The sequence below is a fragment of the Cellvibrio fontiphilus genome, from assembly GCF_042646205.1.
In the GTDB taxonomy this organism is placed as follows: Bacteria; Pseudomonadota; Gammaproteobacteria; order Pseudomonadales; family Cellvibrionaceae; genus Cellvibrio; species Cellvibrio fontiphilus_A.
Window position 1 is genome coordinate 233361 of record NZ_JBHRTF010000003.1, and the last position, 24352, is coordinate 257712.

Here is a 24352-nt window from a genome sequence, read left to right on the forward strand (position 1 = left end):
TAATCCAATGCCAAAAATCGGTCTGATATTTTCACGATTGAATGCAAATGTGTTCATTTTTTTGATCACTTTTAATCTTTTGAGTGGGTGTGCGAACCATTCGGTAGCACCCGTTTCCGAGAAGTCTTACGGCAGGAATAAAATACCTTCTGTTCATGTAGTAATTCCGGGAGATACACTTTTTTCAATCGCTTGGCGTTATGGTTTGAAGTACGAAGTACTGGCCAAGCATAATAATATAAAGCCTCCGTACATAATCCGCCCCTCACAAGTTATTCGGCTTGATGTAGTGCGGATAAATGACTCATCATCCTTGGCATCTCCGAAAGTTAATCCTCATGTGCCATCAGCCAGACAGGCTTTTCGGTCATCAGGAGTTACTCCTAACAGTAAAATAAAAAAAACAGCTAAGGTTTACCCGAAATCACAGCCGAGCGGCTTCTCGGGGGCGCCTCAATGGCGTTGGCCTACCTCAGGTCCGCTCCTGTCTTCATTTCAAAGTAACAGTGGTTTAAATAAGGGTATTGATATTGGTGGCAAATTGGGAGAGCCTGTGCTGGCAGCTGCTTCTGGAAGGGTTGTTTATTCGGGAAGTGGGCTGCGTGGTTACGGTAAATTACTCATCATCAAGCATAACGAAACCTTTTTGAGCGCTTACGCGCACAATCATGCATTGAGGGTTAAAGAAGGTGATATGGTTAAAGTTGGCCAGGTAATTGCCGAAATGGGTTCTAGTGGTACAGACAGAGTTAAACTGCATTTTGAGATTCGTCGAGATGGTACGCCAGTAGACCCAATGAAGTTTCTTCCGCGTCGTTAGAAAAATGTCACGTTCATGAGTTAAAACGGGGACTTATGAATAGCTCTAGGATTTATACCCAAGGGCTACAGCTAAGGCGAGCTGAGTGATTTATAACTATAAGCCAGCCGGTTAAATAAAATTGATTAAGGGGCTGAAAATGACTTTACACAATAATGACTCACTCACTTTAGATCGTGATGATGCTTTTATTGCACAGGATTTGGATATCGAAGATTCAGATCTTTTATTGGCTGAAGAAGATCTTCCAAAAGTCGCTTCATCAAACAGCAGCGAACGTATTGTCGATGACAAATACAACAAAACTCTGGATGCTACTCAGATATATCTAAATGAGATCGGATTCTCCCCCCTATTGAGTGCCGAGGAGGAGGTTTACTTTGCTCGTAAAGCGCTCAAAGGTGACGTAGCTGCGCGCAAACGCATGATCGAGAGTAACCTCAGATTGGTTGTAAAAATTTCTCGCCGTTATGTTAATCGTGGCTTGGCTCTGTTGGATTTAATTGAAGAAGGTAATTTGGGGCTCATCCGCGCAGTGGAGAAATTTGATCCAGAGCGCGGTTTCCGTTTCTCCACCTATGCTACTTGGTGGATTAGGCAGACTATCGAACGTGCGATTATGAATCAAACGCGTACTATACGTTTGCCAATTCATGTCGTTAAAGAATTGAACATTTATCTGCGGGCAGCGCGCGAGTTGTCACAGAAGCTGGATCATGAGCCAACCCCCGAAGAAATTGCTAATCTGCTTGAAAAGCCCGTATCTGATGTAGAGCACATGCTCAGCTTGAATGAGCGCGTAACGTCAATAGACGCGCCCATAGGCAATTCCTCTGATCGCGCTATTGTCGATACCATTGCAGATACACACATATCTGATCCTGCTGCGTTACTGCAAGACAGTGATCTGACAACCAGCCTGGATCATTGGTTAGATGAACTAACTGAAAAGCAGCGTGAAGTTTTGGCTCGTCGATTCGGCTTAAGAGGTTTTGAAGTGAGTACTTTGGAAGAGGTTGGGCATGAAATTGGGCTAACTCGCGAGCGTGTACGCCAAATTCAGGTTGAGGCGTTAAGGCGCCTAAGAGATATTATGGAAAAGCAGGGGCTCGATAGTACGGCATTATTTGGTGCTTAATAAATTGAGATTGATAAAAAAACGGAGCCTACAAGGCTCCGTTTTTGCTAGATCAGTCTGATTAATTATTTTAGCGAGTCTGTATTGTTAATCAGCCATGCGGCTGATCCAACCAGTGCTGCCTTATCATTAATAATCAGCTTGATTGATATATCGCTCACATAGCTAGTCATTGGGCCTTTATTTTTGTAACGCTCCAAGAAATGTGATTCCGGAAGCAGGTCGACCAACTTGGGAGTAATTCCGCCCCCAATTACAACTCCACCCTTGGCTCCAAGAGATAGCGCTTTGTCTCCAGCAACTTCTCCAAGAACATCGCAAAACGTTAAGACCGCTTCGCGACAGATTGGATCTTCATTTGCTATTCCTTTACTGCTTACATCAGCGGGAGTATATGGTTTGGCCTCAAGGCCGTGATTGTGGGCTAGTGCTCGATACAGAGTCACTAAACCGCCACCGGAAAGTATGTTTTCCACTGAAACGTGATTTTGCTCTTTTAATAAAAAAGCTTTGATATCTAACTCTTTTTCATTAGTCGGAGCAAAACTTGCGTGCCCACCTTCTGTGGGAATGATTCGCCAGTTATTTTGATTGGGAACAAGCGCTGCCATGCCAAAACCTGTGCCTGGTCCCATGACTACTATGGGGGCATCTACATTGGTTTTATGGGAATCATAAAGGGTGACAAGCTCATTCGATTCGAGGAATGGCACTGCATAAGCGAGAGATGCAAAATCATTGATCACATGGAGTGTTTTCATGCCCAGTTGATCGCGCAAGCCATCGATCGAAAACTTCCAGTTCAGATTGGTCATGGATGCTTGGCCATTTTCAATAGGGCCGGCAATTGCCAGGCAGCCGTATTCGGGCATATTGATGCCGAACTCGCTGCAACAGGCTTTAATCATTGTGGCCATGTCAGGATAGTTGGCACATTTGAGGGTAATTTGGCGTTCTGCCGTGTAATTAATTTTGCCATTGATGCGATTTTTTTCAGCATCGTGTTCAACCAGGCCGAAACGACCGTTTGTGCCTCCGATATCGGCAACCAGTAGCAGGCTCATGCGACTCCTCAGCTTCTTTATAAGAAGACTAGTTTGTTATGGATAGTGTGTAGACCGTAGTAATACCTAGCCGCAGGAGAATAGCATTAAACGCAATCTGCGGAAATTCACTTTTAAATCCCAGTGCAACAATGAATGAAGTCTGCAAGTGGTTTGTGCTTTGCTAAATGCTATTTATTCATTTTTTTGTGGCGCGTTTTATTGTTTTGTTGACAGCGCTGTCATTAATGGGTAGCGTTTATCTTTTTATGCTCGTTTTAACCGGAGGTTGTTTAAGTGCAGTGGCCCAGTATCACTAGCAAGGTCAAAAAAGATCCCGTCCTTGAAGCAAAGGTCGATCAAATCCTGAGGGATTTGAGTCTCGAAGAAAAAATAGGGCAGATGATTCAACCGGAGATACGCCACTTAACACCTCAGGATGTGAAGGATTTTCATATCGGATCAGTGCTGAATGGTGGTGGATCGGTACCTAATGGTAATCGTTATTCAAAAGCGGCGGATTGGTTGGCTATAGCAGACGCCTACTATCAGGCATCTATGGATGACAGTGATGGTTTTATGGCTATCCCGCTAATGTGGGGAACTGATGCCGTACACGGAGTGGGGAATATCGTGGGCGCAACCTTGTTTCCACACAATATTGCCTTGGGTGCAACCAGAAACCCTGAGCTGATAAAACAAATTGGAGATATAACCGCTACCGAGATTGCCGTGACCGGTTTGGATTGGGACTTCTCGCCCACTGTTGCTGTAGCTCGTGATGATCGTTGGGGGAGAACCTATGAATCTTATTCCGAGCATCCTGAACTGGTGAGGGAGTATGCGGAAAGGATGGTGGTGGGCTTGCAGGGATTGGCTGCAGAGGATGGTTTTCTTTCCAGTTATAAGGTGATTGCAACTGCCAAACACTTTCTGGGGGATGGCGGTACCCACAACGGGATTGACCGGGGTGATTGTCTGGCTGATGAAGAAACCCTTTATCGCGTCCATGCCGCAGGTTATTACAGCGCGATCGAAGCTGGCGTCCAATCTGTAATGGCATCGTTCAATTCATGGCATGGTGAACACATGCACGGCCATCAATATTTATTGACTCAGGTTCTCAAGGAACAAATGGGGTTCGATGGTTTTGTGGTGGGTGATTGGAATGGGCACGGATTTGTAGCTGGTGCTACTGTCCTGAATTGCCCCCAGGCGATAAACGCCGGGTTGGATATTTTTATGGTGCCTGACCCTGAATGGAAGCAGCTCTATTACAACACGCTTGAGCAGGCGCGGACTGGTGTTATTCCTATGGCTCGTATCGACGATGCGGTGCGTCGTATTTTGCGTGTGAAATTAAGGGCTAATCTTTGGCGCAAGGGGTTGCCATCAGGGAGGCCATTGGCGGGGCGCGATGAGCTTTTAGGTGCGCCTGAGCACCGCGCTGTAGCGCGACAGGCTGTTCGCGAATCTCTGGTTTTGTTAAAAAATAAAAACAACCTCCTTCCTTTGTCGCCGCGCGCGCGCGTGCTTGTTGCAGGTGACGGCGCCAACGATATCAGCAAGCAAACGGGGGGGTGGTCAGTGAATTGGCAAGGTACTGGCAACACCATGGCCGACTTTCCCGGGGCCACAACGTTATGGATGGGTATAGAGGCGGCGGTCTCTTCCGCTGGTGGTAAAGCTGAGCTTAGTGTTGATGGTTCTTATGACCGCAAACCGGATGTGGCCATTGTTATTTTTGGTGAGGATCCCTACGCTGAAATGCAGGGGGACATTCAGCATCAAGTATTAAAGGCCGGTGATATACGTGATTTAGAACTATTAAAACGATTTAAATCCCAAGGTATTCCAGTCGTTGCTTTGTTTATCACCGGTCGTCCCATGTGGGTTAATCGTGAATTGAATAATTCAGATGCTTTCATGGTGATCTGGCAGCCTGGTACTGAGGGTGCTGGCGTTGCCGATGTCATATTCAGGCGGGCCAATGAAGATATTTATCATCCTGTCTCGGGTCAATTGTCCTTTTCTTGGCCAAAACGTCCAGACCAGGGGCCACTTAATTGGGGGGATAATGATTATGATCCTTTGTTTCCCTATGGCTTTGGTTTGAGATATGGGGAGGCGGATGCTCTAGAGGATAACTTACCGGAAGATGGCATTTCCCTTGAGGAGACTTCGCACATATTGGAGTTATTCAACCGTCGCCCTCTCGCCGATTATCGCGTCCTGCTAGAAGGCAAAAACAATGATCGAGTCTTTCTGAATGACAATCAGGCGCAAGTCACTACCCTGAGTGTTTATTGTGTTGATCGCAATGTGCAGGAGGATGCACGTAGGGCGGTCTGGAATGGCCAGGGGGAAGGGTTGGTTGCACTCTCCAGCCCTAACCGACAAATTCTGAGTGATTATTACCAAACCAGCTCATCATTGCTGGCTGATATTAAAGTGGACTGTGCGCCCGAAGGGCGGGTGTGGGTGCGTATTGGTTGTGGCCCTTCCTGTTACTCACAAGTTGATATCACTGAGCACTTGCATGGGATGACGGGGCAAGGATGGAAAACACTGGTGGTTGATTTGTCTTGTTATCCGGCTGCCGGAACAGATTTTGGTTTAAAGAGATCACCTGAAGAATTGTTTGCCTTGATTTTGGAGCCCTTTGCGTTAGTCGCCAATGGAAAGCTAGATCTTACTTTTTCCCATGTCAGGATCGAAAAATCGCGCGCCCAAGGCGCATCTGTCCGCTTGGTTTGAGTTGCTCTCGATTAATAAAAATGCCGCACTTTCTGTCGCGGCATTTTTATTGAAATCCAGCTTGTTGTTCTCCTCTCTATGCGCTCATTTTCCAGTCATGCATTGCATCTGTGCAGGTCATAAAAAGGTGGTGCATTTTTATGGGCTATTGGGGTGCGCATAATTTTTTATTTTTGCGTGGAAATGGCGCCTAAAAAAATATTATATCCCCATAAGAGGGCGATAAAAAAATACCATTTTGGGCGAATTATTTTTTCGTTAACTTCTTATCTATTTGATTCGACGCAATTTATTCTCCTGGGTTTAAGTTTTTTAGGTCGTTGGCACAGGACTTGCGCTAGTGAATATCAGTCACCATTCCTCGGTGCACTTTAAGGTTTTGCGAGAGGCTTTTTAGTGCAAGGCATTTAATGCATCTAGTAGGAGTGCCGCTTATGACTAACATTCACCTACCATGTCTTTGGAGATAGCTCTATGAAAAAAAATACGCTTCACCTGTTGGTGGCTGCAGTAAGCTCATTGGTTTGTAGTGTTCCAAATGTTTCAGCAAAAACATTCACAGAATCTATGCAACAAGGCAGCGTTGTAAAAATAAATTTTCGTACACGTTTTGAGGATGTTACCGAAGATGTATTGGGTTCAGACTCGGATCGAGAAGCTAATGCATGGACAACTCGCTCACGGATTTCCTATCAGTCTGGTGTCTGGAATGGATTTGGTTTTTCGGCGGAAATGGATAATGTTAGTGAGATGACCAATGATCATGATTACCGTACTTCTGCAGCAAACGTAGATCCGCTATGGGCTGATCGAAATACGGTAGCGGTAATTGCGGATCCAACAGGTACAGAAGTGAATCAAGCGTTTGTTTCCTACACTACTTTTAATAATCAGGTTAAGTATGGTCGTCAACGCTTGCTGCTCGACAATTCCCGCTTTATTGGAAACGTAGGCTGGAGACAGAATGAGCAAACCTACGACGGCATTTCCTGGACAAACAAATCCATTCGCTACACAAATTTCACTTACGCCTATATTAAAAATGTAAATCGTGTATTCGGTGAGGATAATCCGGTGCTGGGTGATTTACATATGGATAGTCATGTATTGAATGCAAGCTATACAGGGTTTGATGCGGGTAAGTTAATAGGTTATGCCTATCTTTTAGATGTCAATGATCCAGTCTCGCAGTTAGGTTTGACTGGAGATACTTTTGGGGTTCGTTGGCAGGGCACTGTGGGTGAATCTTTCCTCTATAACCTGGAATATGCAAAACAACAGGATGCTGGTGCCGCGCAACAGTATGACGCAGATTACGGTCTTGCCGAAGTGGTCTATAACATTAATCGTTACAGTTTTACTCTGGGGTATGAAGAGTTGGGCTCTGATGATGGCGCATATGGTTTTGCCACTCCGCTTGCTACGCTGCATGCGTTTCAGGGTTGGGCTGATAAATTCCTTGCTACACCGGCAGCGGGTTTACAAGATATTTATTTTAATCTTGGTGTGACTATCGGAGGTGCACAAGCATTACTGAGTTACCATAAATTTGATTCGAGTGAGGGGAGCATAGATTTTGGTGACGAGATTGATTTTAGTCTCAGCAAAAAAATTGGCGCCGTAGTGCTGACGGGTAAACTTGCCCAATATTCCATGGGAGATAGCAATGCTAACTACAGCGATACCACAAAATATTGGTTGATGGCTGACTGGAATTTCTAAAATTTTACGCAAAAGTAGGGCCCTCACTTTTTATATGGTGAGGGCTTTTTGTTTTCAGTATTGAAATTTATTTTTTCGATTCCCAATAAAAAAGGGCTGCAAACTTGCAGCCCTTTTTCAAATATTAAGCGCGATTATTTTTTGGGGTAATCACGTTTTGCATGGCCGGTATATTGTTGGCGAGGACGACCGATCTTGTAGGGGCCGCTTACCATTTCATTCCAGTGAGAGTACCAGCCCACTGCGCGACCTAATGCAAAGATCACAGTAAACATTTCTGTGGGGATTCCAATCGCTTTCATGATAATGCCAGAGTAGAAATCGACATTGGGATAAAGCTTCTTGGAAATAAAATAGGGGTCCTCGAGAGCAATTTGCTCCAAGCGCTTGGCGATAGCCAGTAAAGGGTCATTTTCTAAACCTAGTTCGGCTAATACCTCATCACAGGTTTGTTTCATGACCTTGGCGCGGGGGTCAAAGTTTTTGTAGACGCGGTGTCCAAAGCCCATCAGACGGAAACCTGAAGTTTTATCTTTGGCGCGAGCAACGCAGGCTTCGATATTCTCTACAGTGCCGATTTCCTCAAGCATCTCAAGAACGGCTTCATTGGCGCCGCCGTGTGCAGGACCCCATAAGGTTGAAATCCCTGCGGCGATAGCGGCAAATGGGTTGGTGCCAGAAGAGCCGGACAAGCGAACTGTCGAAGTGGAGGCGTTTTGCTCATGGTCTGCATGAAGGATAAAAATGCGATCCATGGCTTTGGCGATGGTTTTGCTTACGTTTGGTGTCTGGCCCGCAGTTCCAAAGGTCATGTTTAGGTAATTTTCTGCATAACTAAGGCTATCGTCTGGGGCTACGAACTCCTCGCCTTTGCGATGCTTGTAAACCATTGCAGAAAGAGTGGGCATTTGACCTATCAAACGATAGGCGGTCAGTTTTCTGCTTGCTTCGTCAGTAATATTTATCTCGTCGTTGTATACGGCAGCGAGTGCAGCGACGGCGCTACAAAGAATCGCCATAGGATGAGATTCGCGCTTGAAGCTTTTGATTAGATTGGCGACAGATTGGTCAACAGAAGAGTGCTTTTTGATTTCAGCAGTAAATTCTTCTTTTTGGCTGGCAGTTGGCAATTCGCCATTGAGCAATAGATAACAGGTTTCAAGGTAATCAGAGGAGACAGCGAGTTGCTCTATCGGGTAGCCCCGGTGAAGGAGTACACCTTCGTCACCATCAATAAATGTGATGCTGGATTCGCATGAGGCGGTGGACATGAAGCCTGGGTCGAATGTGAAGAAGCCATTTTTGGTGATGCTGGTGACGTCAATTACGTCGGGTCCGATAGTGCTAGCGTAGATAGGTAACTCGATCGTCTTATCAATGCCATCAATCGTGAGATGTGCTTTCTTGTCAGCCATTACTGACTCCTGTGCTTACTGATTTGGACTAAAGGCTTGAGCGAAGCATGTTTCGCTTTGCTCAACGAATAAAAACCGTAGGTGGCTTTGCTTACTATAAAATAGCTCTGCTGTGACAGCTTTTTAAGCTGGCTACTTTTTTATGGACTAATCAGCTACCGCTATATGGGCTGACCCTGCCGATTGCGAGCGGCATTATAGATGACTTAATTGTTAAGGCGAAAGTTTTTGGTGCTTGGCGGTAGCAAATTTCGTTTCTTTTTACGGAGTTGGTGTGGTGCTGGATCTATTCAAATTGGATGCTCAACGTGAACTCCTACATTGTCTGCATTGTTATGAGGCAGGAATTATTTTCTTGCCTTTTAATTGTGCGCTTTTCGGTGGATTTATCGAGTTAAATCAGAGTGTTGCGTAAAATGCCCGTTAAAACTTTTTCACCCCTCTGAGTCTCTTGTTTAAGCAGCCGCTTGTGCGGCTTTTTGTTTGTGTTTCCAGAGGTCAATCTCTATAATGCTGCGCGACTTGCAGGGCGTGTTGCACTTTTTTATCTCTTTTTGATAATGAATGTGGCACTTACTCTTAAACCTGCCCGCGATGGGCTAAAAGGTGATCTAGACCGTGAACAAGAAAAGACCTGTCAACCTCGATATATCGACTATCAAACTCCCTATTACTGCCTATGTATCCATTCTTCATCGCATATCCGGTGTCTTCTTATTTGCTGGTGTCGCTGTTCTTTTGTGGATGTTAGGTACAAGCCTCAGTTCACAGGAAGGCTTTGATGCTGTCTCAAATCTCGTTGCTCAGCCTGTATTTAAAGCAGTGTTGTGGATTGTATTAGCTGGATTGGCTTATCACATGGTGTTAGGCGTGCGCCATTTAATTATGGATTTTGGTGTAGGTGAGTCGCTTAAAGGCGGGCAAACAGGTGCAAAGATTGCCTTGTTTGTTGCAATTCTACTGATCGTATTGGCAGGGGTATGGGTATGGTAACTTCAGTAACTAGTTTTGGCCGCAGTGGCTTGTATGACTGGTTGATCCAGCGTGTAGGCGGTGTTGTGATGGCTGCTTACACCATATTCCTCACCACTTACATACTCTCCACGCCTGAGCTCACTTATGAACAGTGGCAATCTCTTTACAGTCAGCTTTGGATGCGTGTATTTACGCTGGTAACACTTCTTTCTTTTATATCCCATGCATGGATTGGATTATGGGCAGTGTTGACTGATTATTTAACAACGCGCCTGTTAGGCTCTAAAGCAACTTTCTTGCGTATATTTGCCCAGATAGTTCTCGGCGCTGTCGCGGTGACCTATCTCGTATGGGGTATTCAAGTAATTTGGGGTATTAATTAATGGCTAATATGCGCACGATTTCGTTTGACGGCATTGTTATTGGTGGCGGCGGTGCGGGTATGCGCGCTGCGCTCCAGCTGGCCCAGTCCGGCTACAAGACTGCCGTAATCACTAAAGTTTTTCCTACTCGTTCACACACTGTATCGGCTCAGGGCGGTATTACCTGTGCAATTGCCAGTGCTGACCCAAATGATGATTGGCGTTGGCATATGTACGACACCGTAAAGGGGTCTGACTATATTGGGGATCAGGACGCTATTGAATACATGTGCTCCGTTGGTCCAGAGGCAGTGTTTGAACTTGAGCACATGGGTTTGCCTTTCTCCCGTACTGAAGAGGGGCGCATATACCAGCGTCCATTCGGTGGTCAGTCAAAGAATTTTGGTGAGGGTGGTCAAGCTGCTCGTACTTGTGCTGCTGCTGACCGTACTGGTCATGCATTGCTGCATACCCTCTATCAAGGCAACCTGAAAAATAAAACTGTTTTCTTGAATGAATGGTTTGCTGTTGATCTAGTTAAAAATGCTGATGGTGCTGTCGTTGGCGTTATTGCTATCAATATCGAAGACGGTGAAACCGTCTATGTAAAAGCCAAAGCGACAGTATTGGCGACTGGTGGTGCAGGGCGTATTTATGCCTCCACGACCAATGCTCACATCAATACTGGTGACGGCGTTGGAATGGCTTTGCGTGCCGGTTTCCCGGTGCAGGATATCGAGATGTGGCAATTCCACCCCACGGGCATTGCTGGTGCAGGTGTTCTGGTAACGGAAGGTTGTCGCGGTGAAGGTGGTTATCTGATTAACGCTGATGGCGAGCGTTTTATGGAGCGTTATGCGCCCAATGCCAAAGATTTGGCAGGTCGTGACGTAGTAGCCCGGTCGATGATTCAGGAAATCATTGCTGGTCGCGGTGTTGGCCCAAACAAAGATCATGTGCTGCTGAAACTTGATCATTTGGGCGAAGATGTATTGGAGAGCAAGCTGCCGGGAATCTGTGAATTGTCGCGCACTTTTGCACACGTGGATCCTGTTTATGCTCCTATCCCAGTGGTCCCTACCTGTCACTATATGATGGGCGGTATTCCCACCAACGTGAACGGCCAAGCACTGACTCAAGATGCCAATGGCAATGATGTTGTTATCGATGGTTTGTTTGCCTGTGGCGAAGTGGCTTGTGTATCCGTTCACGGTGCCAATCGTCTGGGTGGTAACTCGTTGCTTGATTTAGTTGTATTTGGTCGTGCAGCAGGTCTCTATATTGAGAAGGCCCTGCGTGAAGGCATCGAGCATCGTGATGCGACTCAGTCTGATATCGACAAGGCTATGGCCCGCCTGAACAAAATCAATACTTCTACCAGTGGCGAAAGCGCTTCAGTGTTACGCAAAGAGCTGCAAACCATTATGCAGAACTACTTCGGTGTATTCCGCAAAGGTGAGTTCATGCAGAAGGGTATCCAGCAGCTTGCTGAGTTGCGCAAGCGCATTGAAAACATATCAATCAGCGATAAGAGCAATGCTTTTAATACGGCGCGTATTGAGGCGTTGGAGCTCCAGAATCTGCTTGAGGTTGCCGAAGCTACAGCAATTGCTGCTGAAGAGCGCAAAGAATCTCGCGGTGCTCATGCCCGTGAAGATTATGAAGACCGTGACGATACCAATTGGTTGTGTCACTCCATGTATTTCCCCGGCGAAAAGCGTGTTGGCAAGCGTGCGGTAAATTTCAAGCCGCGCACAATGGAAGCTTTCCAGCCCAAGAAACGTACTTATTAATCGGGAGTGAAAATCATGTTGAAAGTGCAAGTTTATCGTTACAACCCAGAGACTGATAACGCCCCTTACATGAAGACTTATGAGATAGATACTCAGGGTAAAGACTTGATGGTGTTGGATGTGCTTGAGTTGTTGAAATCTCAAGATGAGTCATTGGCCTATCGTCGTTCGTGCCGTGAAGGTGTGTGTGGTTCGGACGGTATGAACATCAATGGTAAAAATGGTTTGGCTTGTATTAAACCTATTTCAGAATGCATCAAAGATAACACTCTGATTCTGCGTCCGTTGCCGGGATTGCCTGTGATTCGTGATCTGGTGGTTGATATGACTCAGTTCTACGATCAATACAAGAAAATTGAGCCTTACTTACAAAACGATACCCCAGCACCTGCTATCGAGCGACTTCAGTCTCCTGAGGATCGTGCCAAACTAGATGGTCTTTACGAGTGTATACTTTGCGCTTGTTGCTCCACTAGTTGTCCGTCATTTTGGTGGAATCCTGACAAGTTTATTGGACCCGCTGGTCTGCTTCAGGCTTATCGTTTCTTGGCTGATAGTCGTGATTTGGCAACACAAAAACGTTTATCTAATCTCGATGATCCATTCAGTGTGTTCCGCTGTCATGGTATTCAGAATTGTGTGGCTGTTTGTCCAAAGGGGCTTAACCCGACGCGAGCCATTGGCCACATCCGCAACATGCTCTTACAAAGCGCTACCTAGGGTAGCGCTTTTCCGTATTTGAGCCGACCAAAAGGGTCTGCGCACTGGTAATACTGTTCGCTGTAATGGAGAGTTGCGGCGACTTAAAAGCGGCGTTTTTAATCAAAAGTTGAAAGCGTTTGGTAGCTAACTGCTAGATGTTATAGCAGGAGGTTTAAGCCTCCAATAAATAAGGTGAGTGGAATGCAAGACAGCATTATGGAGCAATTTTGGAGCACATCTCACATTTCCGGTGGGAATGCTGCCTATGTCGAAGAGCTCTACGACACGTATTTACATAATCCTAATGCCGTTCCCGAGGAATGGCGCAATTACTTCGATCAATTACCTCGGGTCAATGGTGTACTCACCCAGGACACTCCCCATTCGGTAATCCGTGCCCAGTTTGAACAGTTGGGTAAATCGCGCGTTCGCACGGTTACCGTCGCTTCCGGTTCAGTGAGCGCAGAACATGAACAGAAACAAATTAAAGTCCTGCAACTGATTAGTTCTTACCGTTTTCGTGGTCATCAAAAAGCCCAGCTGGATCCATTAAATTTAATGCAGCGTGAGCCAGTTCCTGATCTGGATCTTAATTTCCACGGGTTGACTAACGCCGATCTTGATACTGTGTTCAACAGCGGCACCCTGTTTATTGGCAAAGAAGAGTGCACACTGCGCGAAATCATCGAAGCGCTTGAAAAAACCTACTGTGGTCACATAGGTGCCGAGATCATGCACATTACGCCGCTCGCTGAAAAGCAGTGGTTGCAGCAGCGTCTGGAGAGCGTGCGCTCCAATCCTGAATTCAGTAAAGAGCAGCGCCTTGCCTTGCTTGAGCGATTGACTGCTGCTGAGGGGCTTGAACGACACTTGGACAGTAAATACCCGGGTACAAAACGTTTTGGCTTGGAAGGTGGAGAGAGTTTCATCCCTCTGGTGGATGCACTGGTTAAACGTGCTGGCACCTATGGCGCCAAAGAAATTGTACTGGGTATGGCGCACCGTGGTCGTTTGAATACCTTAGTAAACGTATTTGGTAAAAGCCCTGCGGAATTGTTCGCTGAGTTTGATGGTAAGCGCTCGCTGAATACCTCGGGCGACGTTAAATATCACTCTGGTTTTTCATCCAATGTCATGACTCCCGGTGGCGAGTTACACATGGCGATGGCCTTCAACCCATCGCATTTGGAAATCGTCTCGCCTGTAGTTGAAGGTTCGGTTCGTGCCCGTCAGGATCGTCGTAAAGATAAAACAGGCGCCAAAGTGGTGCCTATAGTGGTTCATGGTGATGCTGCATTCGCAGGTCAGGGTGTGGTAATGGAGACGTTCCAGATGTCCCAGACCCGCGCTTACGGAACTGGCGGCACCTTGCATATTGTCATCAACAACCAGGTTGGTTTTACCACCAATAAGCGTGAAGATGCTCGGTCCACCGAATACTGTACTGACGTTGCCAAAATGATCGAATGCCCGATCTTCCACGTGAATGGTGATGATCCTGAAGCGGTGCTGTTTGTTGCCCAGTTGGCGATGGACTATCGCTATGAATTCAAAAAGGATGTGGTTATCGATTTGGTGTGCTACCGTCGTCGCGGCCACAATGAAACCGATGAGCCATCTGCTACTCAGCCGCTGATGTATCAGGTCATTCGTAGTTTAAAAACAACTCGCACCTTGTACGCCGATCAACTGATTGCGCAAAATTTACTGACGCAAGCTGCTGCAGACGAAATGACGACGAATTACCGTGCTGCTCTGGATCGCGGCGAGCACGTTGCAAGTGGTCTGGTCAGCGAGCCGGATCGTAGCTTGTTTGTGGATTGGTCACCCTACATTGGCCATGATTGGCAGACGCCGGCTACTACCGGTTGCGATTTAAAAACCCTGCAAGCTGCCGCCAGTAAAATGTGCGAAATTCCAGACGGCATAGTACTGCAGAAGCAAGTTGAAAAAATTTATGAAGATCGCCGCAAAATGGCTGGCGGAGCTTTGCCGCTTAACTGGGGTATGGCTGAAACCCTGGCTTACGCGACCTTGTTGGAACAGGGTTATCAGGTACGCATGACTGGCCAAGACGTGGGGCGCGGTACTTTCTCCCATCGCCATGCTGTTATTCACAGCCAGAAAGATGGCTCATCTTATGTGCCTCTGGCCAATATGGATGCAGATCAGCCTTCTTTCGAACTTTTTGATTCTTACCTTTCAGAAGAAGCTGTTCTGGCATTTGAATACGGCTACTCAACAACCGCTCCAACCGGCTTGGTAATCTGGGAAGCGCAGTTTGGTGACTTCGCTAACGGTGCTCAGGTTGTTATTGATCAGTTCATTACTAGTGGCGAGCATAAGTGGGGTCGTCTTTGTGGTCTGACTATGCTGCTGCCTCACGGTTATGAAGGGCAGGGCCCAGAGCATTCTTCTGCGCGTCTTGAGCGTTTCCTGCAATTATGTGCTGAACACAACATCCAGGTGTGTGTACCTACCACGCCTGCGCAGGTTTTCCACATGTTACGTCGTCAGGCAATTCGCCCAATGCGCCGTCCTCTAGTGGTAATGAGTCCCAAATCATTGCTGCGTCACAAGCTGGCAACCTCTACGTTGGAAGATCTGGCGAACGGCAGTTTCCAAAATGTAATCACTGACACCAGCGTTGATCCGACCAAAGTCGAGCGCGTGATTCTGTGCAGTGGGAAGGTTTATTACACACTCTTGGAAGAGAGAGCTGCCCGTCAGTTGGAAAATGTTGCTTTGGTTCGTTTGGAGCAGTTGTATCCTTTCCCTGAGCAGGAGCTGAAGGCAGCTCTTACACCTTTCACCAAAATCAAAGATATATTCTGGTGTCAGGAAGAGCCTATGAACCAAGGTGCTTGGTATAGCAGCCAGCATCACATGCGCCATGTAGTTCAGGAACTTTATGGCCGTGAGATGTATCTTGATTATGTAGGTCGTGAAGCATCGGCAGCTCCGGCAGGTGGTTATATGTCGGCGCACATTGAAGAAGAAAAACGTTTCGTGAATAAAGCGCTCACCGTGTGAGTGCTTTTTACTAATTGAGCTGATCAAACTAATCCCAGCGCCACAGAGAGATGGAATAGCATGAGTATCGAAATCAAAGCACCTACCTTCCCTGAATCCGTTGCCGATGGCACTGTAGCAACCTGGCACAAAAAACCAGGCGAAGCTGTCAAACGCGACGAGTTGATTGTTGATATTGAAACCGACAAGGTTGTATTGGAAGTTGTTGCCCCAGCTGACGGCAGCATTGCTGAAATCCTCAAAGGTGAGGGTGAAACTGTGCTGAGCAATGAAGTAATTGCTCGTTTTGTTGAGGGTGCCGTAGCCGCCCAAGCTGCTCCAGCAACAGCTCCGGTAGCTGAATCAAAAGCTGCTGCACCTGCAGAGAAAGCTGTTAATCCCGCTGCGCGCAAATTGGCAGAAGAAAACAATGTAAACACCGCTACTGTATCCGGTTCGGGTAAAGACGGTCGTGTTCTGAAAGAAGACGTGGCTAACCACCTCAAATCTGCTCCGGCTGCTGCACCAGTGGCTGCCGCTGCACCTGTAGCCGCCATTGAAGCGGTAGGTGATCGTGTAGAAAAGCGCGTCCCTATGACTCGCTTGCGCAAGCGCATTGCTGAGCGTTTGCTTGAGGCGTCCAGTACCACTGCCATGCTCACTACTTTCAACGAAGTGAATATGAAGCCGGTTATGGAATTGCGCGCAAAATACAAAGATCAGTTCGAGAAGGCACATAACGGTTCCCGTTTGGGTTTTATGAGTTTCTTTGTGAAAGCGGCTGCTGAAGCACTGCGTCGTTTCCCTGTAGTAAACGCTTCTATTGACAACAACGATGTTGTTTATCATGGCTATCAGGATATAGGTGTTGCTGTATCCACCGATAAAGGTTTGGTAGTTCCAGTGCTGCGCAATGCGGAAAATATGAGCCTTGCAACTATTGAAAATACCATCCGGGATTTCGGTTTGCGCGCGCGCGACGGCAAACTGGGTATTGAAGAAATGTCTGGCGGCACTTTCACTATTACTAACGGTGGCGTATTCGGTTCTCTCCTGTCCACTCCTATCCTTAACCTGCCGCAATCAGCGATTTTGGGGATGCACAAAATCCAGGAGCGCCCAATGGCTGTAAATGGCAAGGTTGAAATCCTCCCGATGATGTATTTGGCGCTGTCATATGATCACCGTTTGCTGGATGGTAAAGAGGCAGTGCAATTCCTGGTGACCATCAAGGATTTACTTGAAGATCCAGCGCGCATTCTTTTGGAAATATAATTTTTTGGAAATCTAAACCGTAGTTATGAAACGCTTCTGGCAACCCAGGAGCGTTTTTATGTGAAGGGTTGCTGCTCACAAGGCTGTAACCGACTGTTAATAATTTGGGAATATTGTTATGTCTGAAAAATACGATGTGATAGTTATCGGCTCTGGTCCGGCAGGTTATGTTGCTGCGATCCGTGCCGCACAACTGGGTTTGAAAACTGCTTGCGTAGAAAAGTGGAAAAATGAAGAAGGCAAGGGCGTGAATGGTGGTACTTGCTTGAACGTTGGTTGTATTCCATCCAAAGCATTGCTCGATAGCTCTTACAAATATCACGAAGCAAAAGAAGACCTGGGCCTTCACGGTATTTCTACTTCAGGTGTTGAAATCAATATTCCCTCGATGATTGCGCGTAAAAACCAGATCATCAAAAATCTCACCGGCGGCATTGCCAGCTTGTTCAAAGCTAACGGTGTAACCAGTTTATTCGGTACCGGTAAACTGTTGGCAGGTAAAAAGGTTGAAGTTACTGACTTTGACGGCAAGGTCACTGTGTATGAAGCAGAAAACGTTATCCTCGCTTCCGGCTCAAGTCCAATTAACATTCCACCGGCACCGGTTGATAACGATGTAATCGTTAACTCCACTGGCGCTCTTGAATTTACCGAGGTGCCTAAGCGTCTTGGTGTTATTGGTGCGGGCGTAATTGGTTTGGAATTGGGCTCAGTATGGAACCGCGTTGGCTCCAAAGTTACTGTGCTTGAAGCTCTGGATTCTTTCCTTGCGATTATGGATCAACAAATAGCGAAAGAAACCCAGAAGATTCTCACCAAGCAAGGTTTGGATATTCGCACCAGCTCACGCGTCACCGGCTCAAAAGTCAATGGCAAAGAAGTGACTGTCACTTATTTGGATAAAGACGGTAAAGAGCAACATGAAACCTTTGATAAGTTGATTGTTTGTGTTGGTCGTCGTCCATTCACTGAAAATTTGTTAGCAGCGGATAGCGGCGTAAATCTTGACGAGCGCGGCTTCATTTTTGTGAATGAGCAATGCGAAACCAATGCGCCGGGGGTATGGGCAATTGGTGACGTAGTGCGCGGCCCGATGTTGGCGCACAAAGGCTCAGAAGAAGGTGTTATGGTTGCCGAGCGTATTGCGGGTCAAAAATCGCAAATCAACTACGACATTATTCCCAACGTTATTTATACCCACCCTGAGGTTGCTTCAGTGGGTAAAACTGAAGAACAAGTTAAAGCTTCAGGTGAGCCTTATAATGTAGGTACTTTCCCGTTTGCAGCATCAGGACGTGCTATGGCTGCTAACGAGACTCACGGTTTGGTAAAAATTATTGCTCACGCTGAGACGGATCGCATTCTGGGTTGCCACATTGTTGGCCCAAGCGCTGCTGATCTGGTGCAACAAGTAGCAATTGCGATGGAATTCGGTTCGAGTGCAGAAGATCTGGGCATGATGGTGTTCGGTCACCCAACCCTGTCTGAAGCAATCCACGAAGCAGCATTGGCGGTGCATGGTCATGCCATCCACATCGCCAACAAGAAGAAGCGTTAAGAGAACCATAGAGTCCTCGTTTTTTAGGCGGAGTCGGGCTCATAAGGCCCCTCTCCATCGATAACCCAGTTGGCATGTTTATCGATAATTACATGTCCAACCATCGTCAAATGGAACTACACCATGAATTTGCACGAGTATCAGGGTAAGCAGCTGTTTGCCCAATATGGTTTGCCTGTTTCTAAAGGCATTGCTGCTGCGACTGTTGAAGAAGCTGTTGCCGCTGCGGATCAAATCGGCGGCGATATGTTCGTCGTTAAAGCACAGGTTCACGCTGGTGGCCGCGGTAAAGCGGGCGGCGTTAAGTTGGTAAAAACCAAAGAAGAAATCCGCGCTTTCGCTGACAAGTGGTTAGGTAAAAATCTGGTCACCTACCAGACAGACGAAAAAGGTCAACCGGTTAGCCGTATTTTGGTTGAGACCTGTACCGATATCGCTAAAGAGTTGTATTTGGGCGCGGTTGTTGATCGTTCAAGCCGTCGCATTGTGTTCATGGCCTCTACCGAAGGTGGTGTAGAGATCGAGAAAGTAGCACATGAAACTCCTGAGAAAATCCTCAAGGCAACTATCGATCCGTTGGTGGGTGCGCAGCCTTACCAAGGTCGTGAATTGGCGTTCAAGTTGGGCCTTGAAGGCAAGCAAATCAATCAATTCGTAAACATCTTCGTAAATCTGGCGAAACTGTTCCAAGAGAAAGATTTGGCGCTGGTTGAAGTTAACCCGCTGGTAATCACTCCAGAAGGCAATCTGCACTGCCTGGATGCCAAGTTGGTGGTAGATGGCAATGCTATGTACCGTCATCCAGAACTGAAGGCGATGCAAGATCCTTCACAGGAAGATCCACGTGAAGCTCACGCTGCTTCATGGGAGCTGAACTATGTTGCTCTGGGTGGCGATATCGGTTGTATGGTGAACGGCGCTGGTTTGGCGATGGGCACTATGGATATCGTTAAGCTGCACGGTGGCCAACCCGCTAACTTCCTCGACGTAGGTGGTGGCGCGACCAAAGAGCGCGTTGTTGAAGCATTCAAAATCATCCTGTCCGACACTGCAGTAAAAGCAGTATTCATCAACATTTTTGGCGGTATCGTTCGCTGCGACATGATCGCTGAAGGCGTAATCGGTGCGGTAAAAGAAGTTGGTGTGAAAGTTCCTGTTGTTGTTCGTTTGCAAGGTAACAATGCTGAGCTGGGCGCGAAAGTGCTGGGCGAAAGCGGCCTGAACATTATTGCCGATACCGACTTGACTGGCGCAGCCAAGAAAGTGGTTGCAGCGGCGGCGAACCAATAAGGGGAACAAGACATGAGCGTTTTAATTAACAAAAACACCAAAGTAATTTGTCAGGGCTTTACTGGTTCGCAAGGTACTTTTCACTCAGAGCAAGCAATTGCTTACGGCACCAAAATGGTTGGCGGTGTAACTCCGGGTAAAGGTGGTCAAACCCATCTTGGTTTGCCTGTATTCAATACCGTTAAAGAAGCTGTTGATGCTACCGGCGCAGAAGCATCGGTAATTTATGTTCCGGCTCCTTTCTGTAAAGACTCAATCCTTGAAGCGGCTAACGCTGGTATCAAGTTGATTGTTTGTATTACTGAAGGTATTCCCACCCTCGATATGCTTGACGCTAAAGTGAAGTGTGACGAGTTGGGCGTGCGTTTGATTGGCCCTAACTGTCCAGGTGTTATCACTCCGGGCGAGTGCAAAATCGGTATTATGCCAGGCCACATCCACAAGCCAGGTAAAGTAGGTATCGTTTCACGTTCCGGTACTTTGACTTATGAAGCTGTGAAGCAAACTACCGATTACGGTTTCGGCCAGTCCACTTGTGTTGGTATTGGTGGTGACCCAATTCCGGGTTCCAACTTCATCGACATTTTGAAATTGTTCCAAGCTGACCCACAAACCGAAGCAATCGTAATGATTGGTGAAATCGGTGGTTCTGCGGAAGAAGAAGCGGCTGCTTACATCAAAGCAAATGTGACCAAACCGGTTGTGTCTTACATCGCTGGTGTAACTGCACCTGCTGGTAAGCGCATGGGTCACGCTGGTGCGATTATTTCTGGCGGTAAAGGTACTGCTGACGAGAAATTTGCTGCATTGGAAGACGCGGGTGTTAAAACTGTTAAGAGCTTGGCTGACATTGGTAAAGCACTGAAAGAAATCACTGGTTGGTAATTTTTACCCGCTAGTTTTTTCGAGAAAGGCGATCTTCGGGTCGCCTTTTTTATTGGTGCGCACATCAAGTTTTACATCACTTTCAGATCCAATTTCCCATTTTTTACGTAGCAGCCACATCTTTAGTAATTGGTATTTCCGATGGTGGCGCTTTGGTGGATAAAACGGGATTTTCGCTTGGATGATAATGCTGCATTGCATACCGCTATGCAGCAAGGTCGCGAGGTTGTTCCGGTTTTTTTTCTGGAGCCTGCGGTTTACCTGGCTCAAGATGCCTCTGCATTTCATTTGCAAGCCCAACTGACTGCCTTGGCTGATTTGCAATTCTCGCTGCGCGCTATAGGTGCGGAATTGTTGATTGTAAAAGCCGACTTGCCAGAGGGTTTTGCGCAGCTTAAACAGCAGTTGGATTTTTCTTGTATCTACTCCCATGAAGAAACAGGTGCGGGCGTCACTTATCAGCGCGATATTGCTGTGGCAGCTTGGTGTAAAAGTGAAAATGTACTTTGGCAAGAACTGCCGCAGTCAGGTGTTATCCGTCGTTTAGCTTCGCGCGACAAGCGCAATAAAATTATTGCTGAGCGTTTATTTGATTCAGAGCCACTTGATGCGCCGAGTCGCATTTCCCAGCCAAATCTTCAGTATCTGGATCTTTTTAATATTCCCCCATTACATGAACTTGCACCCCAGTTATTAGATGAGCGTATTTCGTGGCCCAGTGTGCAAGTAGTTAGTGAGCGACGAGCACAGCGCACGCTGGATAGTTTTCTACGCGAGCGCTCGTTGAATTATCGCGGTGGTATTTCCTCGCCCAATAAAGCCTTTTTTTTCGGCTCACGGTTATCGCCCCATATTGCCTGGGGCACCATCAGTTTACGGCGTATTTTTTCGCGCTTGCATCAACGTCTTTCGGAGTTAGAGGCGCAGCTTGATGCAGGCAATGAGAGCAGGCTTGCACAGCGCTGGCAGAAAAGTTTGGAAAGTTTTAGTTCGCGTTTGTTTTGGCGCGATCATTTTGTGCAGCGATTGGAGTCGGCAAGTTATATGGAATTTCGTGCACTGAACCCTGCCTATGAGGTGCTGCAATACACGCAAGATACAAACAGATTGAGCGCCTGGATTAACGGCAAAACTGGCTTTCCATTAATCGATGCCTGTATGCGCTGTTTGCAGGCCACCGGTTTTTTGAATTTTCGGATGCGCGCAATGGTATTGAACTTCGCCTGCTTTGGTTTGCACATCCATTGGCGCGACCTGCAGTATCCGCTTGCACGCGTGTTTACCGATTACGAGCCAGGCATTCATTTTTCACAAGTGCAGATGCAAGCGGCGATTGTTGGGATCAACACCATTCGTGTCTACAGCCCACTCAAGCAATTAATAGATCAGGACCCCGAATGCCAATTTATTAAACGTTGGGTTCCAGAGCTGCGTCCTTACACTGCAGAGCAAATAGCCTGTCACGAAACTATGCCACTGCCCGGTTATGTTCCGGCGATTGTTGATGCTGAGCAGAATATCCGGATCATGAAAGACCGCATCAGCCACATCCGTAAAAGTGACGAGGGCAGGGAAGCTGCGCAGCGTGTGCTGGTAAAACACGGCTCTCGCCTGAAACCCAAAAAAACAAAAGCTATTCCTGCCGCTGAGCTGGTTTGTGGCAGTCAGGTTGATATGTTTGATTAAATGCCGGTGCAATTTAATGTTAAATTGACCATTAGATCGTTCTTGTTGGCTTATGATGGCTAGCGAGCCTTAGCCGCGCTATGCTCTAACATCATAAAAATGCTTTGAAGTATCGGCAAAAATAGTTCGGTCGCGTATCAATAACAATTAGAGAGACGTTATGCGACTAATCAACCTCATTCCCGGGCGTAGCCTGGCGTTTGTCCTTTCGTGTTCATGCCTTTTGTGGAGTGCATCCCTCGCCGCCGCGCCCAGTGCGACCGAGGTAAAGGCCACCATGAAACTGGCTAGCCAATTCATGCTGGATAAAGTCAGTTATCGCGGTGCGTTTGTGTGGTCTTATTTGCCCGACTTTTCACGCCAGTGGGGTGAATTAGAGGCGCGCCGTTCAATGATCTGGATGCAGCCTCCCGGCACCGCCACTGTCGGCCATTTATTGCTTGATGCCTATAACGCGACAGGCGACGAATACTATTACTCCGCCGCAGAGCGTGTTGCCGGTGCGATTATTTATGCACAGCATCCCAGTGGTGGTTGGAATTATCTGGCTGATTTTGCGGGCGAAGCGGCGCTTAAAGAGTGGTACGCGACCATTGGTAAACATGCCTGGCGCCTTGAAGAATTCCAGCACTATTACGGCAACGCTACCTTTGATGATGCCGGTACGGCAGAGGCTGCGAAATTTTTATTGCGGTTGTACACAGCAAAACTCGACCCCAAGTACCGCTCGCCACTGGATAAGGCCATAGATTTCGTCCTTAAAAGCCAGTATCCCATCGGTGGATGGCCACAGCGTTTTCCGCTAATGTATGACCACCCCGGCAAAAACCAGCCGGACTACACCAGTTTTATTACCTTCAATGATGATGTGGCAGCAGAAAATATCGATTTCCTGCTGATGTGTTATCAAGTATTGGGTGATGCGCGGGTACGTGAGCCGGTTATTCGGGCGATGAATGCGTTTATCGTTACCCAGATGGGAGCGCCCCAACCAGGCTGGGCGCTGCAATATACCCCCGAGCTACAGCCGGCTGGCGCCCGTTCCTATGAGCCTAAATCCCTGCATGTACCTACAACTGCGGACAATATTCGCATGCTAATCCAGTTTTACCGCATGACCGGTGAAACCAAATTTCTGGCGCGTATTCCCGAGGCTATCGACTGGCTGGAAAGTTTGGCGCTGCCGAATAAGCCTGAGTACGAGGGGCGCAGCCACCCATCATTTATTGAGCTGGGCACCAACCGCGCCTTATTTACCCATAGGCGCGGTTCGAACATTGGTAATGGTGAGTATTACGTTGATTACCAAGCCAAACATATGCTGGCGCACTACAAATCAGCCACGCGGGTAGATATCCCAAATTTGCGTCGCGCCTATGAGCAAGCGCTCACCTTAAGCCCCGAGCAAGCCGTGGTTGGGTCGCCCTTATACGCTATGGGCGAAATCCGTCTACCTGCATTTTTTACTCTGGGCAAGGTAAGTGTATCTGACCTGAATTTTCGCGCGCAGAAGCCTGAAAAAGCGGCTGATGTTGGCGTGCAGGCTGATGTCTTGATCAATAGTTTAAACCCGCAAGGGTATTGGCCAACGCCGCTTTATTACACCACAAATCCTTACCGTGGCCCGGTTCCCGGCGAGAAGAAGCCAGCGCAATCAACAGAAACTTTTGCCGCAACCATGGTAGGTGATGAGTGGGATACCTCTCCTTATCCGGTTGATAATCCAGTGATGGGTATTTCAACGGCTGCGTTCGTCAAAAACATGGGTGTGTTAATCCAGTATTTGCAGCAGCAAGCATCGCAATAATCCCCAGATCACCAGATCGAATCCGCCCAATTTGGGCGGATCGCTTTATTTTTCACAAAAAATGTGGACAATTGCGCGCCATTTCGCAGTTTTATGGCGCCTGTCGCTTTGA

17 protein-coding genes are annotated in these 24352 nt (G+C 47.3%); 15 read left to right on the forward strand and 2 right to left on the reverse strand.

Translation table 11 applies throughout. The features are described 5' to 3' along the window. Nucleotides 1–7 precede the first annotated feature (7 nt). Together ACFODX_RS06595 and rpoS are read left to right on the forward strand one after the other, a co-directional pair. Nucleotides 8–820, forward strand: a complete 813-nt coding sequence (locus ACFODX_RS06595; RefSeq protein ID WP_378117316.1) for a peptidoglycan DD-metalloendopeptidase family protein — start codon at nt 8–10, stop codon at nt 818–820. 139 nt (nt 821–959) lie between these two features. Continuing rightward, nucleotides 960–1958, forward strand: a complete 999-nt coding sequence (gene rpoS / locus ACFODX_RS06600; RefSeq protein ID WP_378117318.1) for an RNA polymerase sigma factor RpoS — start codon at nt 960–962, stop codon at nt 1956–1958. A 65-nt stretch (nt 1959–2023) separates the two neighbouring features. On the opposite strand, the gene glk is transcribed toward rpoS, so the two are convergent. Beyond that, nucleotides 2024–3022 carry a glucokinase gene (glk, locus tag ACFODX_RS06605; protein WP_378117320.1) on the reverse strand — a complete coding sequence of 333 codons (999 nt, stop codon included), beginning with the start codon at nt 3020–3022 and terminating at the stop codon, nt 2024–2026. Between the two features lie 276 nt (nt 3023–3298). On the opposite strand from glk, the gene ACFODX_RS06610 reads away from it, so the two are divergent. Then, the gene (locus ACFODX_RS06610) at nt 3299–5758 is read left to right on the forward strand and encodes a glycoside hydrolase family 3 protein (protein ID WP_378117322.1); all 2460 of its coding nucleotides are present in this window, start codon (nt 3299–3301) and stop codon (nt 5756–5758) included. Between the two features lie 474 nt (nt 5759–6232). Beyond that, nucleotides 6233–7480 carry an alginate export family protein gene (locus ACFODX_RS06615; RefSeq protein ID WP_378117324.1) on the forward strand — a complete coding sequence of 416 codons (1248 nt, stop codon included), beginning with the start codon at nt 6233–6235 and terminating at the stop codon, nt 7478–7480. Nucleotides 7481–7614: 134 nt separating this feature from the next. On the opposite strand, the gene ACFODX_RS06620 is transcribed toward ACFODX_RS06615, so the two are convergent. Next, nucleotides 7615–8895, reverse strand: coding sequence for a citrate synthase (locus tag ACFODX_RS06620; protein WP_378117326.1), 1281 nt, complete (start codon nt 8893–8895; stop codon nt 7615–7617). 618 nt (nt 8896–9513) lie between these two features. On the opposite strand from ACFODX_RS06620, the gene sdhC reads away from it, so the two are divergent. The 11 genes from sdhC (at nt 9514) to ACFODX_RS06675 (ending at nt 24240) form a co-directional block, all read left to right on the forward strand. Further along, on the forward strand, nt 9514–9888 hold the full coding sequence (sdhC, locus tag ACFODX_RS06625; RefSeq protein ID WP_378117328.1) for a succinate dehydrogenase, cytochrome b556 subunit: 375 nt from the start codon (nt 9514–9516) through the stop codon (nt 9886–9888). Further along, the gene (sdhD, locus tag ACFODX_RS06630; RefSeq protein WP_378117330.1) at nt 9882–10253 is read left to right on the forward strand and encodes a succinate dehydrogenase, hydrophobic membrane anchor protein; all 372 of its coding nucleotides are present in this window, start codon (nt 9882–9884) and stop codon (nt 10251–10253) included. The genes sdhC and sdhD overlap by 7 nt, the downstream gene beginning before the upstream one ends. Beyond that, nucleotides 10253–12025 carry a succinate dehydrogenase flavoprotein subunit gene (sdhA, locus tag ACFODX_RS06635; protein WP_378117332.1) on the forward strand — a complete coding sequence of 591 codons (1773 nt, stop codon included), beginning with the start codon at nt 10253–10255 and terminating at the stop codon, nt 12023–12025. The genes sdhD and sdhA overlap by 1 nt, the downstream gene beginning before the upstream one ends. 15 nt (nt 12026–12040) lie before the next feature. Continuing rightward, nucleotides 12041–12745, forward strand: coding sequence for a succinate dehydrogenase iron-sulfur subunit (locus ACFODX_RS06640; protein ID WP_378117334.1), 705 nt, complete (start codon nt 12041–12043; stop codon nt 12743–12745). A 183-nt stretch (nt 12746–12928) separates the two neighbouring features. Beyond that, a complete protein-coding gene (locus ACFODX_RS06645; protein WP_378117336.1) occupies nt 12929–15760 on the forward strand; it encodes a 2-oxoglutarate dehydrogenase E1 component in 2832 nt (943 codons plus the stop codon). Nucleotides 15761–15820: 60 nt separating this feature from the next. Beyond that, nucleotides 15821–17014, forward strand: a complete 1194-nt coding sequence (odhB, locus tag ACFODX_RS06650; protein ID WP_378117338.1) for a 2-oxoglutarate dehydrogenase complex dihydrolipoyllysine-residue succinyltransferase — start codon at nt 15821–15823, stop codon at nt 17012–17014. 118 nt (nt 17015–17132) lie between these two features. Next, complete coding sequence (gene lpdA, locus ACFODX_RS06655; RefSeq protein WP_378117341.1) at nt 17133–18572, forward strand: dihydrolipoyl dehydrogenase; 1440 nt, start codon at nt 17133–17135, stop codon at nt 18570–18572. A gap of 123 nt (nt 18573–18695) precedes the next feature. Further along, nucleotides 18696–19862, forward strand: a complete 1167-nt coding sequence (gene sucC / locus ACFODX_RS06660) for an ADP-forming succinate--CoA ligase subunit beta (protein WP_324259365.1) — start codon at nt 18696–18698, stop codon at nt 19860–19862. Between the two features lie 12 nt (nt 19863–19874). Beyond that, nucleotides 19875–20747: a succinate--CoA ligase subunit alpha gene (gene sucD, locus ACFODX_RS06665; protein ID WP_324259364.1), complete on the forward strand. Its 873-nt coding sequence runs from the start codon at nt 19875–19877 to the stop codon at nt 20745–20747. A gap of 141 nt (nt 20748–20888) precedes the next feature. Next, on the forward strand, nt 20889–22433 hold the full coding sequence (locus ACFODX_RS06670) for an FAD-binding domain-containing protein (RefSeq protein ID WP_378117344.1): 1545 nt from the start codon (nt 20889–20891) through the stop codon (nt 22431–22433). Between the two features lie 277 nt (nt 22434–22710). Further along, entirely contained in the window at nt 22711–24240 is a 1530-nt protein-coding gene (locus ACFODX_RS06675) for a pectate lyase (protein WP_378117346.1), read from the forward strand. Nucleotides 24241–24352 lie beyond the last annotated feature (112 nt).

Bases quoted from the DNA above. Each gene is read 5' to 3' on its own strand.
- ACFODX_RS06670 (WP_378117344.1), top strand. From the start codon at position 20,889: ATGGTGGCGCTTTGGTGGATAAAACGGGATTTTCGCTTGGATGATAAT.
- ACFODX_RS06615 (WP_378117324.1), top strand. From the start codon at position 6,233: ATGAAAAAAAATACGCTTCACCTGTTGGTGGCTGCAGTAAGCTCATTG.
- sucC (WP_324259365.1), top strand. From the start codon at position 18,696: ATGAATTTGCACGAGTATCAGGGTAAGCAGCTGTTTGCCCAATATGGT.
- ACFODX_RS06640 (WP_378117334.1), top strand. From the start codon at position 12,041: ATGTTGAAAGTGCAAGTTTATCGTTACAACCCAGAGACTGATAACGCC.
- glk (WP_378117320.1), bottom strand. From the start codon at position 3,022: ATGAGCCTGCTACTGGTTGCCGATATCGGAGGCACAAACGGTCGTTTC.
- ACFODX_RS06675 (WP_378117346.1), top strand. From the start codon at position 22,711: ATGAAACTGGCTAGCCAATTCATGCTGGATAAAGTCAGTTATCGCGGT.
- odhB (WP_378117338.1), top strand. From the start codon at position 15,821: ATGAGTATCGAAATCAAAGCACCTACCTTCCCTGAATCCGTTGCCGAT.
- ACFODX_RS06595 (WP_378117316.1), top strand. From the start codon at position 8: ATGCCAAAAATCGGTCTGATATTTTCACGATTGAATGCAAATGTGTTC.
- rpoS (WP_378117318.1), top strand. From the start codon at position 960: ATGACTTTACACAATAATGACTCACTCACTTTAGATCGTGATGATGCT.
- lpdA (WP_378117341.1), top strand. From the start codon at position 17,133: ATGTCTGAAAAATACGATGTGATAGTTATCGGCTCTGGTCCGGCAGGT.
- ACFODX_RS06620 (WP_378117326.1), bottom strand. From the start codon at position 8,895: ATGGCTGACAAGAAAGCACATCTCACGATTGATGGCATTGATAAGACG.
- sdhA (WP_378117332.1), top strand. From the start codon at position 10,253: ATGGCTAATATGCGCACGATTTCGTTTGACGGCATTGTTATTGGTGGC.
- ACFODX_RS06645 (WP_378117336.1), top strand. From the start codon at position 12,929: ATGCAAGACAGCATTATGGAGCAATTTTGGAGCACATCTCACATTTCC.
- sdhD (WP_378117330.1), top strand. From the start codon at position 9,882: ATGGTAACTTCAGTAACTAGTTTTGGCCGCAGTGGCTTGTATGACTGG.
- sucD (WP_324259364.1), top strand. From the start codon at position 19,875: ATGAGCGTTTTAATTAACAAAAACACCAAAGTAATTTGTCAGGGCTTT.